Below are 15760 nucleotides of genomic sequence, written 5' to 3'. Positions count from 1 at the left end.
CGCCGGGCCGCGGTCGCCGCCCTGTCAGCCGATCGCCTGGCGCAGGTTGGCGCGGGCGGCCGCGTCGTAGCGCGCATGGAAGCGCTCGCTGAGGAAGATGCGCGGCTGCGCCAGCACGGTGCGCAGGAAGGCGCGGCGCTTGCGCCGGTACAGCCAGCCCGGCACCACCCCGCGGTACTCCTCGGCGATGGCACGGTCGTAGGCGGCGAACACCTGCGGCGCGGCGCCGAGGATCGCCATGTCGCAATCCAGGAACAATGCCGCATCCGCATCCACCGCGTCGACGCTCAGTTGTCCGTGGCGCGCGGTGAGCGCGATCAGCACGGCCACCCGCGCCGCCTCCACGCCGGCGTCCGGCAGCCACTGCGCGATCGCCGCCTCGGCCAGGCGCGCCGACTGCGCCTCGTTGTCGCTGCGGCCGGCGCGGTAGACCGCATCGTGGTAGAGCACCGCCAGATACACCTCGCGCGGCTGCCGCCAGCCGGTGTCGGCGGCGACCTCGGCATAGTGCGCCAGTACCGCCTCGACGTGGCCGAAATGGTGATAGGCGCGCGGCGGCTCGGCATAGGCCGCGCGCAGCTGCGCCCACTGCGCTTCGGGCAGGGTCAGCGGCGCCGCGGTCATGCGCCGCTCCGCGCCGGGTCGGCGCACAACGGCCAGCTGGCTTCGTGCAGGTAGCGCCCCTGCCCCTGCACGCTGCGGATCAGGCTCAGCGAGGCCGCCTGCCAGGGCAGCGCCGGTACGCGCTGCGGCGCCAGTGGCTGCTCGACATAGGCCAGGGTCATGTGCGGCAGAGAGTGGCCGTCGGCACGTGCGGCCACACCGTGCCGCGCCAATTGCTGCTGTAGCGCCTGACGCAGCGCCAACAAAGGCGAGGGTTCGGCATCGCCGCGCAGGACCAGCGGGCGACTGCGCGCGCGGCTGTCGAAGGTCACCGCTTGATCGAATGCCAGCGCGAACGGCGCAGCGGCAAGCGCCTGCCCTGCAGCGCACGCCTGTTGCAGCAGGCGCGGCGGGATCCCGGCGTACTCGCCGAGATACTGCACGGTCACATGCAGCCGCTCCGGCGGCAGCGCGCGTCCGTGCAATCCGTGGTCACGACACATCTGCTGACCGAGGCGATGGACCGCCTGCGCAGTTTGCGGGTCGGGCAAGAGGGCGAAGAACAGGCTTTCGCGCGCGGCGGGCGCGTCGAAGCCGAGGGAGAACTGGGCGCCGGCAGGCGCGGCATCGGGGCACATGGGCAACAGCGGCAAACGCCGCAATCAAGTCGGGCAGCGGTCAAGGCCGCATGGTAGCAAGCGCGCCCTGCCACTGCCGACTCCGGGTCGCCGACCCGGCCAGCACCGCGATGGCGGCGCGCCGGGTCGGCGACGAACGGCTTACGCCGCGTTCTTCATCGCGTGCTTGCGGGTACGCATCACGTCGTGACAGGCGCGCACTTCCGGCAGCAGCCGGGTGGCGGCATCGCGCGCGGCGACCGGGGTGTCGGCGTCGGCGATGGTCTCGTTGAAGGCCTTCAGCAGGCGGTCCTCGGACTCTTCCAACTCGGCGACGTAGCCGTACTTGGTGTCGCCCAGCGCGGCACGGACCTTGCCGTACATCTGCTGCATGCTGCCGACCATGGTGCCGTGCTCTTCCGGCTTGCCGCCGACCGACTGCACCACCGCGCTCAGGCTACTGACGATGTCCGACTTGACGCCGGCGATGCGCAGGAACAGCGCCGACAGTTCGGCGTCGCCCACCTTCTTGGCGGCTTCTTCGTAGAAGTCCTTGCCGTCGCGGGAAATGGCGATGAGGTCGTTGAGGCTGTGGGTGGTCTTGCTCTGGATGCTCATGGAAAACTCCTGTGGCAAAGCCGGCGATATCGCGCAACGGGCACGCGGGGTGGACCTGGATATCGCACGGCGCGGTCGAAAGAATTGCCGCGTTGCGTGGTGGTGGCGATGCTGGGCAGAGCGGCATAAAGCGCACGTGAGCCGTTGGCGATTGTTCGTCACGCCGCATTGCCGGCGGTGAACATGGGTTCATTGGAAGCTGCACGCAGTCAGGCATGTGGCGAAGTTTTCACCATCCTGTCTGCGCGCGTTGCGGCGCTTGGGTGGCAGCGACTTATCCACACCGTTGCCCCACGGTCGTCCACAGTGGCTGTGGATGACGCCCACCGTCGATCGCCTCAGCGCTGGACCGTCTGTCGGCGCCGCCGCCGCGGCCTCCCGGCATCGCCGGCAGGCGCCTATAGTGCAGGCGAGCCCTGGCCCTGCCAGGGCACCGCGAGGTGCGTGATGTTCGCCTGGACCGCGTTCGCCCTGCTCGCCGCTGCCACGGCCGCTCCGCCGTCGCCCATGCCGCCGTCACACCCGGCGGAACTGGTGCAGGCGACATCGCCAGCTCCTGCGACGACCACCACGCCGACTCCGGAGCAGATCATGCAGCTGCCGCCGGCGCTGCACGCGCTGCTGCAGCAGCGCATCGACCGCAGCGCCGACGCCGAGCACCGCCTGCAGCAACTGGTGGCGCTGGCCTTCGATGCCAACGGCCTGAACCTGCAGTACGACGCCAAGGCCACGCACAGCGTTGCCGAGAGCTACGCCACGCGCCAGGTCAACTGCCTGTCCTTCACCCTGCTGTTCGTGGCGATGGCGCGCGATGTCGGGCTGCAGGCGCAGGTCCAGGAAGTGCGCCGGGTGCTGAGCTGGTACGAGGACGGCAACGCGCTGTACAACGTCGGCCACGTCAACGCCGGTGTGCGCGTGGACAGCGGCCGCGGCAGCATCGACCTGGACCGCAGCGTGCTGATGGACCGGCGTGGGCCGCAGCCCATTTCCGACCGCCGCGCCCTCGCCCACTATTACAACAACCGCGGCGCCGAACTGATGGTCGACGGCGACCTGGACGGCGCCCGCGCGCATCTGGCGATGGCCTTGCAGATGGATCCGCGCTTCGCCGGCGCATGGAACAACCAGGGCGTGCTGGCGATGCGCGATGGCGACGGCGCCGCCGCGGCACGCGACTACGCCAAGGCGTTGGAGATCGACCCGGAGCACCTGCCGGCGCTGTCCAATGCCATCGGCCTGGCCCGGCGCCTGGGCGACGGCGCGCGCGAGGCCGCCCTGCAGCGGCAGATGGAACACGTGCGCCAGCGCGATCCGTTCCAGCAATACCTGCTCGGCACGGAGGCCGAGCAGCGCCAGGACTACGCCACAGCCATCGCCTACTACCGACGCGCGCTGCACCTGTACGACGGCGCCCATCTGCTGTACTTCGCCCTGGCCCGCGCCTACCTGCACAGCGGCGACACCCGCCGCGCATCCGTGGCGCTACGCGAGGCCATGGCACATGCAGATCCGGCCACCCAACCCCGCTACCAGGGCAAGCTGGAGGCGTTGCGGCGGCTGTCCTCGACCGCGCGGCCGCCGCGCTAGGGCCGCCCAGGGCGTGTCCTAGCCGGCCGCGTGCGCGCAGGCGCCACGACGTGCCGCCTGGCGCGCCCACAGGTAGATCAGCAGGCCGCCCACGGCCATCGCCGCGCCCACATAGCCGGTGGAGGTCCAGCCCAGGCCGGCGCCGATCGCGATGCCGCCCAGCCACGGTCCCAGCGCGTTGGCCAGGTTGAACGCGGCATGGTTGGAGGCCGCCGCCAGCGTCTGCGCGTCGCTGGCCACGTCCATCAGGCGGGTCTGCAGCACCGGCGCCAGCGCGCCCATGCTGCCGACCGCCACCACCGCCGGCAGCACCGCCCACGGCGAGGTCGCCGCCAGCGGGAACGCCAGCAACACCACCAGCGACCACAGCAGCACCAGCGGCACCGCGCGGAACTGCATGCGGTCGAACAGCCAGCCGCCGGCCAGATTGCCGAGCAATCCGCCCAGCCCGAACGCGCCCATCGCCACCGGGATCCAGTGTTCGGACACGCCGGTGACCTCCATCAGGGTCGGCGCCAGATAGCTGAAGACGCAGAACATGCCGGCGAAGCCGATCGAGCCGATGCCCAGCGCCAGCCACACCTGCGTCCGGTTGAAGGCGCGCAATTCGCGCAACGGCGAGGGCCGCGCCTCCTGCGGATCGGCCGGCAGCAGACGCCACACCAGCACCACCGTCAGCACCGCGATCACCGCCACCAGGGCGTAGGCATAGCGCCATTGCGCCACCTGGCCGAGCCAGGTCGCCAGCGGGTTGCCGACCAGCACCGCCAGGTTCAGGCCCAGCAGCACCCGGCTGACCGCCGCGCCACGCTGGTCGGACGGACCGATCGAGGCGGCCACCAGCGTCGCCACGCCGAAGTAGGCACCATGCGGCAGGCCGGCGACGAACCGCGCCAGCAGCATGCTGTGATAGTCCGGCGCCAGCGCGCTGGCGAGATTGCCGAACGCATAGAAGCCCATCAGCGCCAGCAGCAGATGCCGGCGCGGCCAGCGCGCGCCGAGGATCGCCAGCAGCGGCGCACCGACCACCACGCCCAGCGCGTAGGCACTGATCAGATGCCCGACCTGCGGCGCATCGATGTGCAGGCCATGGCCGATGTACGGCATCAGGCCCATGGTGGAGAACTCGCTGGTGCCGATCGCGAAACCGCCCATCGCCAGCGCGAACAGGATCAGCACGTAGCCGCGCCGCGACAGCGGCGCCGTGGCGGATGAGGTCATGCGCACGTCCAGAAAGGAGGGCTGCCCATTATTGTGCATCGCAGCAAGCCTTGCAGCCCCAGGGCTGCAACGCCGCGTTGCGGCGTGCCGCTGGCGACACCTCACGCGGCGATGTCGTCGCGAAGATGCCGCGGCAGCAACGCACTGTCCCATCGCGCCGCGGCGAAACCCTCGTCATCTGTCCCCATGTCCTGCACGCACGCCGCCTTGCAGCACTCCGCCGTAAGGTCGCCCGTCCCACCCCCACCACCGAGAGACGCACCGATGACCGATACCGCTTCCCCGCTGTTCACGCCGCTGCGCCTGGGCGCGATCGCACTGGCCAACCGCATCGTGATGGCGCCGCTGACCCGCAATCGCGCCGAAGGCGAAGGCCGCATTCCCTCGCCGCTGGCCGCCGAGTATTACGGCCAGCGTGCCAGCGCCGGCCTGATCGTTGCCGAGGCGACCCAGATCAGCCCGATGGGCCAGGGCTACAAGGACACCCCGGGGATCTACAGCGACGCCCAGGTCGCAGCCTGGAAGACGGTCACCGATGAGGTACATCGCCGCGGCGGCAAGATCGTGCTGCAGCTGTGGCACGTCGGCCGCATCTCCCACGTCAGCCTGCTGCCGGACGGCGCCGCACCGGTGGCGCCCAGCGCGCTGCGCGCCAACGCCAAGACCTTCACCGCCGAGGGCTTCACCGATGTCTCCGCACCGCGTGCGCTGCGCCTGGACGAAATCCCCGGGCTGATCGAGGACTTCCGCCGCGCCGCCCGTAACGCCATCGCCGCCGGCTTCGACGGCGTGGAAGTGCATGCCGCCAATGGCTATTTGATCGACCAGTTCCTGCGCGACGGCAGCAACCACCGCGACGACGCCTACGGCGGCAGCATCGAGAACCGCACCCGCCTGCTGTTCGAAGTGGTGCAGGCGGTGGCGCAGGAGATCGGCGCCGACCGCACCGGCGTGCGCCTGTCGCCGGTGACCCCGGCCAACGACGCGCACGACAGCGACCCGCAGCCGCTGTTCGAGCGCGCGGTGGAACGCCTGGATCCGCTGGGCCTGGCCTTCGTGCACGTGATCGAAGGCGCCACCGGCGGCCCGCGCGACAACATCGCCTTCGACTATGCCGCGCTGCGCGCCAAGTTCCATGGCCCGTGGCTGGTCAACAACGGCTACGACAAGGCGCTGGCCGAAGCGACCGTGGCCTCCGGCCGCGCCGATGCGGTAGCGTTCGGCCGCCCGTTCATCGCCAACCCGGACCTGGTGGAACGGCTGCGCCGCGATGCGCCCTTGAACCAGGTGGACGCCGACACGCTGTACGGCGGCGGCGCCAAGGGCTACACCGACTATCCGACGCTGGATTGAACCCCGCTGCGTAGCGGCGGCACGCACGTGCCGCCGCCACGCATCAGCGGAGGCGATGACCCGATCAGCGTGCAGCATTGGCCACGCCGCTGCACGAGGCCCTTGTTCGGGTCCAGCGCGCCTAGAACACCAACCGCTCGCCGAGGAAATCGACGAACACGCGCAGCTTGGGCAGCATGTGCCGGCGCGACGGCCACAACAGATGGAAGGTGCCGGTGGAATCGACATAGTCGTCGAGCAGCGTGCGCAGCGTGCCGGCCGCCAGTTCGGCGCGCACCGAGTGCTCCGGCAGGAAGGCGATCCCGCAGCCGCGCAAGGCCAAGCTCAGCCGCGTCTCGATGTTGTTGCAGACCATCGACACCGGCAACGCCAGGCCAGCCGCCGCCGCACCCAGCGGCCAGGCTTCCAGGCGCCCGCTGCTGCGGAAGCGGTAGTGCAGGCATTGATGCGTCAGCAGGTCGGCCGGCCGCAACGGCGTGCCGCAGCGCTGCAGGTAATCCGGCGCGGCCACCAGGCAGCGGCGGAAACTGCCCAGGCGGCGCGAGGCCAGCCGCGAATCGTCCGGCTCGGCCACGCGCAACACCGCATCGAACCCCTCTTCTATCACGTCCACCAGGCGGTCGTCGAAATCCAGGTCCAGTTGCACCTGTGGATAGGCGCGCATGAAGTCGCCCAGCACCGGCAGCAGCACGTTGTTGTTCATCGGCAGACTGATCCGCAGCCGCCCCTTCGGCGTCGCCGCCAGGCTGCCCAACTCGCCGCGCGCGGCTTCGACCTCGGCCAGGATGCGCCGGCAGCGCGGCAGGAACAGTTGGCCTTCTGCGGTCAGGGTCAGGCTGCGGGTGCTGCGATGGAACAGGCGCACCCCCAGCGACTGCTCCAGCCGCGCCACGCTCTTGGCCATCGCCGAGGCGGACAGGCCCAGCACCCGCCCGGCCTCGGCGAAGCCGCCGTTCTCCACCACCTGCACGAAGCCACGCAGGCTTCCCAGACTGTCCATCGCAGCACCCATTGCGGACATTCATGTCCTTGTAGCCAGGAACTCTACCCGTCTTTTTCGGCAATCGGCTGGCAGCCACGCTGTCACTTCCTCCGCCAAGCGCCGCCGCCATGCCTGCGTCCTCTGCCACCGCCTCCGCGTTTCCGCCCCCGGCGCTGCCGCCCCTGTCGCCACAGCAGGCCGCGCCGTTGGATGCCGCGATCGACGCCGCCCTGCAGCAGCAGCGGCTGGTCGGCGCGGTGGTGCTGGTCGCCCATCGCGGCGCCTGCATCTACCGCCGCGCCGCCGGCTGGGCCGACCGCGAGGCGAAGCGACCGATGCAGGAGGAGACCCGCTTCCGCCTGGCTTCGGTCAGCAAACTGATCGTCGCCACCGCGGCGTTGGCGCTGGTGGCGCAGGGCCGGCTGAGCCTGGATGCGCCGATCGCACGCTGGCTGCCGTGGTTCCGTCCCGCCCTCGCCGACGGCCGGGTGCCGGACATCAGCCTGCGCCAACTGCTCAGCCACAGCGCCGGATTGGGCTACCGCTTCCTCGAACCCGACGGCGGCCCGCTTGCGCGCGCTGGCGTCTCCGATGGCATGGACGCCAGCGGCCTGAGCCTGGAGGAAAACCTGCGCCGCCTCGCCCAGGTACCGCTGCAGTACGCGCCGGGCAGCGGCTGGGGCTATTCGCTGTCGATCGACGTCGCCGGTGCGGTGCTGCAGGCGGCTAGCGGCCAGCCGCTGGCGCAGTTGGTGCATGATCTGGTCACCGCCCCGCTGGGGATGCAGGCCACGGCCTTCCATGCCGAGGACGCCTCCAGCCTGGCGGTGCCTTACGTCAACGGCCAGCCTGCACCGCACCGTCTGGGCGAAGGCGACGTGGTCGCGCCGCTGCCCGACGTCGCCGGCATCGTCTTCCATCCCTCGCGCGCGCTGGACCGCACCGCGTTCGCGTCCGCCGGCGCCGGCATGGTCGGCACTGCCGGCGACGTGCTGCGGCTGCTGGAGACCCTGCGGGGCGGTGGCGCGCCGCTGCTGCCGGCTGCGCTGGTCGCGGAGATGGGCCGCGCCCAGGCCGGCGAACGCGGTCCGCCGGACGCACCGGGCTGGGGCTACGGCCTGGGCGTTGCGGTCCTGCGCGACCCGGCGCCGACCGCGACCCCGGAAACGCCCGGCACCTGGCGCTGGGGCGGCGCCTATGGCCACAGCTGGTTCCTCGATCCGGCGCGGCAGCTGAGCGTGGTCGCGCTGACCAACACGCTCTACGAGGGCATGTCAGGCGTGTTCGTCACCGAGCTGCGCGATGCGGTGTATGCCGCGGTACGCACCGAGTCCGCATGAGCGATGCGCTACGGCGCCGCGCGTCGCGCATCGGCACTGCGGCGACACCGTGCAGGCGCCGCCGCGTGCTCAGGGTGCGCTGGCGGCTGCCGCTTGCACCGGCGCGGCCGCCGGCGCGGACAGAGACGTCTGCAGGAAGCCCGCCACGCCGCTCCACAACGCGACGCGATGCTCGACGTCGGCGAAACCGTGGCCCTCGCCTTCGAAGCTCAATCCCACCGGCGGATTGCCGGCCATGTCCAGCATGCGCAACATGCGCCGGGTGTGCTCGTAGTCCACCCGGCGGTCCTCCAGGCCGTGCGCCAGCATCACCGGCACCTTGATCGCGTCGTAGTGGTACAGCGGCGAGGTGTCGATCATCTGCGCCAACTCCGCCTTGGGGTCGCCCAGGTACTTTTCCAGGTTCGCGCGTCCCTCGGCGCTGCGCGCGCTGTCGCTGGCCGTGTAGAACAGGATGCGATCGGCCACGCCGGCGATGGAAACGGCGCAGCGGAAGCGTTGCGGCCAGCGGATCGTCATCACCAGTGCCGAATAGCCGCCATAGCTGGCGCCGAGCACGCACATGCGCTGCGGATCCAGCGGATAGCGCGCCTGCGCCTGCACGATCGCCGCATCGATATCGTCCTCGATCAAGGTACCGAAGCTGCCGCGCCCGGCCTCGCGAAACGCGCGGCCGTAGCCGTCCGAGCCACGGAAGTTGACGCGCAGCACCGCATAACCCATCGAGGCGAGGAACTGCGTCTCCGCATCGAAGCCCAGCGCATCGGCGACGCCGATCGGTCCGCCGTGCGGAAACACCACCAGCGGCTTGGGTCCGGCGCCAGGAGGCAGGGTCACGAAGGCTTCCAGCGGCAGCCCGTCGCGGCTCTTGAATCGGAACACCTCGCTGGGCGCGAAGGCCATGCCATGCAGCCACGGCATGGCCTCGCCGATCGTGCGCGCCACGCGCTTGTTCAGGTCGAGATGGTAGAGCTGCGGCGGCTGGTCGGCGGCGTCGGCCCAGAGCACCATCTGTTTGCCGTCCGCATTGCGCGCCGCGATCTGTACGTTGCGCCCCGGCAAGGCCGCGCTGAGCGCGCGGCCCAGGCGCTCGTCGGCATTCTCAAAGTAGTGGCTGACCAGGCGGCCACTCTCGTAGTACGTGACGCCGATCGGGGTGCGCTGCGGGCCCTGGATCATGTCGACCACGTCGATCCCGCTGCGGCTGAACAGCGTTCGCACGATCTTGCGCGTGGCCACGTCGTAGGCGACCAGCTCCCGCTGCGCGCGTCCGTCGTCGGTCACCGCATAGATCTGGTCCGCCGCAAAGGACAGGCCCACCGGCTGGAAATCGCGCAGGTGGTCGAGCGTCATCACGTCGCGATAGGTGGTTCCTTCGCCGTCGCGGTAGCGCAGCACGTAGCCATCGTCGCGGCGCACGATGGCCAGGCGCAGCCGCCCTTCCCCATCGGTCAGCCAGCCGACGTCGCGCTCCAGGCCGACGTTCACCCGGTCGCGCAGGCGCGGCCGCCAGCGGTCGATCGCCGCCTGGCTGGACACGTCCAGGACCTGCACGGCGTTGTCGCCGTTGCTCAAGGTGGTGGCGTACAGCACCTGGTTGGGGCGTTGCGGCAGGGCATCGACCAGGAACCCGCCGTCGGGCAAGGTCAGCGGACTCCATTTGCGCTTGCCGTCGGCCGCCACATCGGCGCGGATGCCACGGACCACGTCGCGCCCGTTCTTCACCGGCACGGTGAACAGCAACGCGTCATTGCCGGCCCACAGCATCTGCTTGATCGGATCGACGCTGGTGGCGAGCAGGCGCTGCTGATCGCTGGACAGGTCCAGCAGTTCGATGCGCCATTCGTCCTTGCGCTCGTGCACCTGCAACGCCAGCAGATCGCCGCGCGGATTCAGGCTGAGGTCGGCGATGCGGTTGCCGCGGAACAGCGTGGCCGGCGCGATCGGCAGCGCGGCGCGCGGCGCAGGCGGCGTGCGCAGTGCGACCTGCGCCGCGGGGCGTGCGTCGGGGTGCTGCGCGAGCGCCTTGCGATAGAACTCCGGGAACGGATCCGGGTAGTGTCCGGCGTAACGCAGGGCGTAGCGTGCCCACAGCGCCGGATGGGTCTGTTGCAGCCAGTCCATCGCCGCCAATGCGCGATTGACCATGCCCATGTCGCCACTGAAGAACGAGGCCGGCCGGAACAGCAGATCGCCCGGGTAGGTGATCTGCCCCGGCTCGAGCCGGAAGCGGAACTCGTCGCTGTCGCGCAGGCTGTAGCCGAACTGCGGGGTCAACAGCACCCTGCGCCAGGCGTAGTCGCCGGCCGGCGCGATGTAGAGCCGGTAGCTGATGCCCGGCTTGAGCCCGGACATGGTGCCGCCACCGAAGACCTTGCCGTCCTTGTTCAACTCCACGCCGCTCAATGCGACGTCGGTGTCCACCGCCACCACCACCAGGCCTTCGCCCGACGCCAGTTCCGGCGTCTGCCCCGGCTTGACCTCCTGCATGCGCGCCCAGGCCGGCAGCGCCAGCAGGCACAACCCCCATGCCAGGACCAGCGTGCGCGCCAGACGGCCGGCAGCCGTCGCCCCTGTGTACGTTCGCATGTGCATCCCCTGTTCCGTGTCTGCGCCGGCCTGGCCGGCGGCGCCCCCCGGCGCCGTTGCGCATGATAGCCGGCGCACCGTGCGGGCTGGGCGCCGGCGCGCAACACGCGAGGACGGTCACGCCGCGCGGGGTCGCCTCTCCCTTCCCGGGCAGGAGGCACGCGGTGCGCGGCTGGCGCGCCCGGACGGGCGGCCTTCATCGGCTGACGGACGCAGCGCGCGGGAGCGGCTTAAGCCACCGCGACGGGCGGTCGCGATGAAGCCTGTCGCGGCTGAAGCCGCTCCTACGGGCAATCTGCGTCCGCGCAGCTGCCGCGAACCTCGCCCAGCGCGCGGCCGCACAGTGCCGCGCAGCGCCCGGCCCGGCGCGCCGGGCTCAGGCCTTGCGCAGGAAGCAGGTCTTCAGCACCAGGCCCTTGATCTTGTCCGAGTTGCCTTCGATGTGTTCGGCATCGTCCTCGACCAAGCGGATGCCGCGGATCACCGTGCCCTGCTTGAGCGGGATCGACGATCCCTTGACCTTCAGGTCCTTGATCACCACCACCGTGTCGCCGGCCTGCAGCACGTTGCCGTTGCTGTCGCGCACCACCGTCGCCGCGTCATTGGCGGCCTCGGCCGCGACCGGCCACTCGTGGCCGCAGTCCGCGCACACCCAGTTGGCGCCGTCGACGTAGGTGTTTTCCAGGGTGCATTGCGGGCAGGCGGGTGCGGCGGGCATGGGAGTCCTTGATACGGCGACGACGGCGAGCCGCCTATTGTAGCTGCCCGCCCCGTGCCGCCGCGCGGCCGCCCCAGCCGCAGGAATGTCATGTCCGCTTCGTCCGGGTCCCGTCTCGCGATCTACGCCGCGCTCGCCGGCAATCTGGCCATCGCCATCGCCAAGTTCGTCGCCGCGGCGATCTCCGGCAGTTCGGCGATGCTCAGCGAAGGCGTGCATTCGCTGGTGGACACGGTCAACGAGCTGTTGCTGCTGTACGGCCTGCGCCGCGCCGCGCGCCCGGCCGACGCCACCCATCCGTTCGGCCATGGGCGCGAGCTGTACTTCTGGAGCTTCATCGTCGCCCTGCTGGTGTTCGCGCTCGGCGCCGGGGTGTCGCTGTACGAGGGCATCGCCCACATCCGCCATCCGCAGCCGGCCAGCGACCACACCCTCAACTACATCGTGCTGGGGCTGTCGCTGCTGTTCGAGGGCGGCTCGTGGTGGATCTCGCTGCGCGAGTTCCGCGCGCGCAAGGGCCGCCTGAGCTACGTGCAGGCGTTCCGCGAGAGCAAGGATCCGAGCCTGTTCACCGTGCTGGTGGAGGACAGCGCAGCGCTGATCGGCCTGCTGATCGCGCTGGCCGGGCTGCTCGCCGCGCAGTGGCTGGACATGCCGGAGCTGGACGGCGTCGCGTCCGTCGGCATCGCCGCGGTGCTGGCCTGCTCGGCGTTCGTGCTGGCGCGCGAGACCAAGGGCCTGCTGATCGGCGAGCCGGCGGCGCGCCCGCTCGGCGACGCACTGCGGCGCATCGCCGCCGCCGATCCGGACGTGCGCGCGGTCAACGGCGTGCTCAGCGTGCAGATGGGACCGGACCAGGTGGTGGCCGCGCTCAGCGCCGAGTTCGAGGACCAGCGCAGCACCGCGCAGATCGAAGCCTGCATCGAGCGCATCGAGGCGGCCGCGCGCGCCGAGCACCCGGAACTGCAGGCGCTGTTCGTCAAGCCGCAGACCCCGGAGACCTGGCTGGCCCGGCGCACCGCGCTGCGCCGCCCGCCGCCGGCCTGAATGCGCAGCGCGCGCCGCGGCGACTTGCGGCGATGCGCGGCTTTTCGTTAGGGTAGCCGGGTAGCACCCCTCTCATCGCGCTGTGACTGTGCCGGCGTATCCCCCTTACTCACTGAACGAGGTTTCCCATGGAGATCGCCAACGGGCTTGTCGCCACCATCCACTACACCCTCACCGACGATGCCGGTGAAGTGATCGACCAGTCCTCGCCGGACAATCCGCTGAGCTACCTGCACGGCGCCGGCAACATCGTGCCGGGCCTGGAAAAGGCACTGACCGGCAAGCGCACCGGCGAATCGGTCAAGGCCGACGTGATCCCGGCCGAAGGCTACGGCCCGCGCCACGAGCAACTGGTGCAGCAGGTGCCGCGCCGTTCGTTCCCGGACGCCGAATCGCTGGCGCCGGGCATGCAGTTCCAGGCGCAGACCGACCAGGGCCCGCTGCTGGTCACGGTCACCGAGGTCGGCGAGGAGCTGGTGACCATCGACGGCAACCACCCGCTGGCCGGGCAGGTGCTGCATTTCGCGGTGGAAGTGGCCGGTGTGCGCGAGGCCACCGAGCAGGAAAAGAACCAGGGCCACGCCGGCGCCGCGCTGTAAGCGACCCGGTTTCCGGTTTTCAACGAGGCCCGCCGATGCGGGCCTCGTGCGTTCCGGGCCGCGCTTGCGTCGCGCCGCGGCTTGCCCCACAGTGCGCTGCCCTCCCGCCCCCGGCACCGTCATGCGCCTCGGTATCGACTTCGGCACCAGCAATTCCGCCGCCGCCGCGGCGATCGACGGCCGCGTGGTGCCGATCGATTTCGGCACGCAGCAGCAGTTCCGCACCACGGTGTATTTCCCCGAGGTGATGCGCGACCCGGCCGAGTTCGACCTGACCCCGGCACTGGAACGGCAGGTGGACGAGCTGATCGAGTCCGGTCGCCGCGATGCGCTCGCTGCCGGACGCGACCGCAGCCCCGAGGCGCTGCGCCGCGATGCGATCCGGGTGGTCCGCCGGCAGTGGATGGAAACGCAGATGCGCGAGCCGCGCAGTTCCGCGGCGCTGCTGCAGAACGCGGTGTACGGCGACGACGCGCTGGACGCGTATTTCGTCGAAGGCGAAGGCAGCCTAGTGCAGAGTCCCAAGTCGATGCTGGGCTACAACCTGCATCCGCGCGCACGCCAGACCATCACCGGCATCGCCGCGCACATCCTCGAACACATCCGCCTGACCGCCTCGCGGCAACTGGGCGTGCAGGTGCGCCGCGCCCTGCTCGGCCGCCCGGTGCAGTTCCGCAGTTCGATCGGCGAGGCCGGCAACGCGCAGGCGCTGGAGATCCTGCACAGCGCGGCGATCACCGCCGGCTTCGACGACGTCGCCTTCCTGGAGGAACCGGCCGCTGCGGCGATGCACTACCACGCGGTCAGCCGCGAGCGCCACGCCGCGGTGGTGGTGGACATCGGCGGCGGCACCACCGACATCGCCTACGCCAGCGTCGGCGGCGACGCCGCGCCGCAGGTGCACCGCGCCTGGGGCATCCCGCGCGGCGGCACCGACATCGACCTGGCGCTGAGCCTGGCCGGGTTCATGCCGCAGTTCGGTCGCGGCCTCACCCGCGTGCCCTCGCACCACTACGTGGAAGCGGCGATGGTGCAGGACACCACCCGCCAGCGCGATTTCCGCCAGCACCGCTACGATGCCGTACCGGCACCCTACGACACGCGCCTGCAGGCCTTGCAGGAACCCGGCAACACTGCGCGCCTGTACCGCGCGGTGGAGCGCAGCAAGATCCGCCTCAGCGACGCCGAGCGGCACGAGGAAACCCTGGACTACATCGAAGCCGGGCTGCAGGTGCAGGTGCAGGCCGAGGAACTGGTGCAGGCCGCGCGCAGCTACCTGGAGGCGCTGCAGGAACTGCTGGCACAGGTGCGCCAGGACATCGGCGGCGATCCGGCCGCGGTGTTCCTGACCGGCGGCATGTCGCGCGCCGGCTACCTGCAGCGCCTGGTCGCCGCGGCCTTCCCGCAGGCGCGCCTGGTCCACGGCGATCCCTCGTTCGGCGTGGTGCAGGGCCTGGCGCTGGCGGCCGCGCAGGACTAACGCCGCGCGGGCGAGCCGTCCGCGCGGCGTCCGATCTCACTCGCGTCCTCCGCATCCCCGCGGCCCACACCGTTCACACTGCACCGCAACAACTGGCGTAGCATGGCGGCACGCTCAAGTCTCACGTCGCTACGCGCGTCTCGTCCGGCCGTTCCTGTCGCCCGACTCGCCCCTTCTCGCGCCAATCTCCGTCCCGCTGTGGGCCGGACTCATCGGAAGCGCCATGTCCCCCGCCCTTGCCACGCGCCAGACCGAGCGCCTGGCCTCGCCGCTCCAGCCTCCGTGCCGACCGACAGGTCCGGCGCACGGCGGCCACGCATGAGCGAAACCGCGCTGGACGCGACCGACGCCGACATCGCCTGCGACCGCTGCGACGCGATCTGCTGCCGCCTGACCGTGCTGGTGATGCCGGACGACCAGGTCCCCGAGCATCTCACCGAGTACACCCGCGAGGGCCTGCACGTGATGGCGCGCGACGAGGACGGCTGGTGCGTGGCGGTGGACGGCGCGCGCATGTGCTGCTCGATCTATGCGCAGCGCCCGGCGATCTGCCGGAAGTTCGCGATGGCCGGCCCGTACTGCCGCGAGATCCGCCGCACCCACCACGAGCAACTGACCCGTGGCATTCCCCTGACGATGTACTGACTGCAGGAGTTCCAGCATGGCACGACCCACCGGCAACACCGCTTCGCCCAGCGCCAGGAACGCACGTGGCGCCAGCGCCGGCGACAAGGCGCAAAAGGGCCTCAGCCGCGAGCGCATCGAGGCCGACCTGGCCGCCTTCCATCAGGCCGGTGGCCGCGTCGAGGTGCTCGGCACCACTCGCGTGCTGAAGAAGGTCGACGTCGCCGACGCCGGCTAGGGCGTGTCGCCCATCCCCGAGCATGCCGCGCCGCGATTGCGTTTGCCTGCGGCAGCACACCGCGAGGACGTGGCCGGTCCACGCTGAGCGACGACGCGGCGCCAGGCACGTCACCACGGCGCCTCGGATCGGGGCGACGTCCGT

At 70.8% G+C, this 15760-nt stretch carries 15 protein-coding genes; 8 read left to right on the top strand and 7 right to left on the bottom strand.

Annotated elements, in window-relative coordinates:
* Positions 1–24: 24 nt before the first annotated feature.
* The 3 genes from Q7W82_RS09380 to Q7W82_RS09370 all read right to left on the bottom strand — a co-directional run bounded on the left by Q7W82_RS09380 (position 25) and on the right by Q7W82_RS09370 (position 1838).
* On the bottom strand, positions 25–624 hold the full coding sequence (locus tag Q7W82_RS09380) for a hypothetical protein (protein WP_242156607.1): 600 nt from the start codon (positions 622–624) through the stop codon (positions 25–27).
* Entirely contained in the window at positions 621–1256 is a 636-nt protein-coding gene (locus Q7W82_RS09375; RefSeq protein WP_242156606.1) for a 2'-5' RNA ligase family protein, read from the bottom strand. The genes Q7W82_RS09380 and Q7W82_RS09375 overlap by 4 nt, the downstream gene beginning before the upstream one ends.
* A 126-nt stretch (positions 1257–1382) precedes the next feature.
* Positions 1383–1838, bottom strand: a complete 456-nt coding sequence (locus tag Q7W82_RS09370) for a PA2169 family four-helix-bundle protein (RefSeq protein WP_041500455.1) — start codon at positions 1836–1838, stop codon at positions 1383–1385.
* A 591-nt stretch (positions 1839–2429) separates the two neighbouring features.
* Here Q7W82_RS09370 and Q7W82_RS09365 point away from each other — a divergent pair.
* On the top strand, positions 2430–3425 hold the full coding sequence (locus Q7W82_RS09365; protein ID WP_353949516.1) for a tetratricopeptide repeat protein: 996 nt from the start codon (positions 2430–2432) through the stop codon (positions 3423–3425).
* 18 nt (positions 3426–3443) lie between these two features.
* On the opposite strand, the gene Q7W82_RS09360 is transcribed toward Q7W82_RS09365, so the two are convergent.
* Positions 3444–4646, bottom strand: a complete 1203-nt coding sequence (locus Q7W82_RS09360) for an MFS transporter (protein WP_242156604.1) — start codon at positions 4644–4646, stop codon at positions 3444–3446.
* Positions 4647–4910: 264 nt separating this feature from the next.
* On the opposite strand from Q7W82_RS09360, the gene Q7W82_RS09355 reads away from it, so the two are divergent.
* Entirely contained in the window at positions 4911–5999 is a 1089-nt protein-coding gene (locus Q7W82_RS09355; RefSeq protein ID WP_242082129.1) for an alkene reductase, read from the top strand.
* Between the two features lie 121 nt (positions 6000–6120).
* Here the strand turns inward: Q7W82_RS09355 and Q7W82_RS09350 are convergent, their stop codons facing one another.
* On the bottom strand, positions 6121–6999 hold the full coding sequence (locus Q7W82_RS09350; RefSeq protein ID WP_242156603.1) for a LysR family transcriptional regulator: 879 nt from the start codon (positions 6997–6999) through the stop codon (positions 6121–6123).
* A gap of 110 nt (positions 7000–7109) precedes the next feature.
* On the opposite strand from Q7W82_RS09350, the gene Q7W82_RS09345 reads away from it, so the two are divergent.
* The gene (locus tag Q7W82_RS09345) at positions 7110–8321 is read left to right on the top strand and encodes a serine hydrolase domain-containing protein (RefSeq protein WP_242156602.1); all 1212 of its coding nucleotides are present in this window, start codon (positions 7110–7112) and stop codon (positions 8319–8321) included.
* 69 nt (positions 8322–8390) lie between these two features.
* Here the strand turns inward: Q7W82_RS09345 and Q7W82_RS09340 are convergent, their stop codons facing one another.
* The gene (locus Q7W82_RS09340; RefSeq protein ID WP_242156601.1) at positions 8391–10910 is read right to left on the bottom strand and encodes a prolyl oligopeptidase family serine peptidase; all 2520 of its coding nucleotides are present in this window, start codon (positions 10908–10910) and stop codon (positions 8391–8393) included.
* A gap of 376 nt (positions 10911–11286) precedes the next feature.
* Positions 11287–11628 (bottom strand): zinc ribbon domain-containing protein YjdM, encoded by a 342-nt coding sequence (locus Q7W82_RS09335; protein ID WP_160948022.1) that lies wholly within the window; start codon positions 11626–11628, stop codon positions 11287–11289.
* A gap of 90 nt (positions 11629–11718) precedes the next feature.
* Between Q7W82_RS09335 and Q7W82_RS09330 the strand changes: the two genes are divergently transcribed.
* From Q7W82_RS09330 to Q7W82_RS09310, 5 genes are all read left to right on the top strand, one after another.
* The gene (locus Q7W82_RS09330) at positions 11719–12675 is read left to right on the top strand and encodes a cation diffusion facilitator family transporter (RefSeq protein WP_242156599.1); all 957 of its coding nucleotides are present in this window, start codon (positions 11719–11721) and stop codon (positions 12673–12675) included.
* Positions 12676–12803: 128 nt separating this feature from the next.
* Positions 12804–13274, top strand: coding sequence for a peptidylprolyl isomerase (locus tag Q7W82_RS09325; RefSeq protein WP_242156598.1), 471 nt, complete (start codon positions 12804–12806; stop codon positions 13272–13274).
* 121 nt (positions 13275–13395) lie between these two features.
* Positions 13396–14754, top strand: a complete 1359-nt coding sequence (locus tag Q7W82_RS09320; RefSeq protein WP_242156597.1) for an Hsp70 family protein — start codon at positions 13396–13398, stop codon at positions 14752–14754.
* Between the two features lie 318 nt (positions 14755–15072).
* On the top strand, positions 15073–15399 hold the full coding sequence (locus tag Q7W82_RS09315) for a YkgJ family cysteine cluster protein (protein ID WP_242156596.1): 327 nt from the start codon (positions 15073–15075) through the stop codon (positions 15397–15399).
* Between the two features lie 16 nt (positions 15400–15415).
* Positions 15416–15616: a hypothetical protein gene (locus Q7W82_RS09310; protein ID WP_019797700.1), complete on the top strand. Its 201-nt coding sequence runs from the start codon at positions 15416–15418 to the stop codon at positions 15614–15616.
* The last annotated feature ends 144 nt before the right edge of the window (positions 15617–15760 follow it).

This window comes from Xanthomonas indica (assembly GCF_040529045.1).
In the GTDB taxonomy this organism is placed as follows: domain Bacteria; phylum Pseudomonadota; class Gammaproteobacteria; order Xanthomonadales; family Xanthomonadaceae; genus Xanthomonas_A; species Xanthomonas_A indica.
This window is presented reverse-complemented; position numbering and strand designations above follow the sequence as displayed.

Bases quoted from the DNA above. Each gene is read 5' to 3' on its own strand.
- Q7W82_RS09330 (WP_242156599.1), top strand. From the start codon at position 11,719: ATGTCCGCTTCGTCCGGGTCCCGTCTCGCGATCTACGCCGCGCTCGCC.
- Q7W82_RS09370 (WP_041500455.1), bottom strand. From the start codon at position 1,838: ATGAGCATCCAGAGCAAGACCACCCACAGCCTCAACGACCTCATCGCC.
- Q7W82_RS09360 (WP_242156604.1), bottom strand. From the start codon at position 4,646: ATGACCTCATCCGCCACGGCGCCGCTGTCGCGGCGCGGCTACGTGCTG.
- Q7W82_RS09365 (WP_353949516.1), top strand. From the start codon at position 2,430: ATGCAGCTGCCGCCGGCGCTGCACGCGCTGCTGCAGCAGCGCATCGAC.
- Q7W82_RS09320 (WP_242156597.1), top strand. From the start codon at position 13,396: ATGCGCCTCGGTATCGACTTCGGCACCAGCAATTCCGCCGCCGCCGCG.
- Q7W82_RS09325 (WP_242156598.1), top strand. From the start codon at position 12,804: ATGGAGATCGCCAACGGGCTTGTCGCCACCATCCACTACACCCTCACC.
- Q7W82_RS09340 (WP_242156601.1), bottom strand. From the start codon at position 10,910: ATGCGAACGTACACAGGGGCGACGGCTGCCGGCCGTCTGGCGCGCACG.
- Q7W82_RS09350 (WP_242156603.1), bottom strand. From the start codon at position 6,999: ATGGACAGTCTGGGAAGCCTGCGTGGCTTCGTGCAGGTGGTGGAGAAC.
- Q7W82_RS09310 (WP_019797700.1), top strand. From the start codon at position 15,416: ATGGCACGACCCACCGGCAACACCGCTTCGCCCAGCGCCAGGAACGCA.
- Q7W82_RS09345 (WP_242156602.1), top strand. From the start codon at position 7,110: ATGCCTGCGTCCTCTGCCACCGCCTCCGCGTTTCCGCCCCCGGCGCTG.
- Q7W82_RS09380 (WP_242156607.1), bottom strand. From the start codon at position 624: ATGACCGCGGCGCCGCTGACCCTGCCCGAAGCGCAGTGGGCGCAGCTG.
- Q7W82_RS09355 (WP_242082129.1), top strand. From the start codon at position 4,911: ATGACCGATACCGCTTCCCCGCTGTTCACGCCGCTGCGCCTGGGCGCG.
- Q7W82_RS09335 (WP_160948022.1), bottom strand. From the start codon at position 11,628: ATGCCCGCCGCACCCGCCTGCCCGCAATGCACCCTGGAAAACACCTAC.
- Q7W82_RS09315 (WP_242156596.1), top strand. From the start codon at position 15,073: ATGAGCGAAACCGCGCTGGACGCGACCGACGCCGACATCGCCTGCGAC.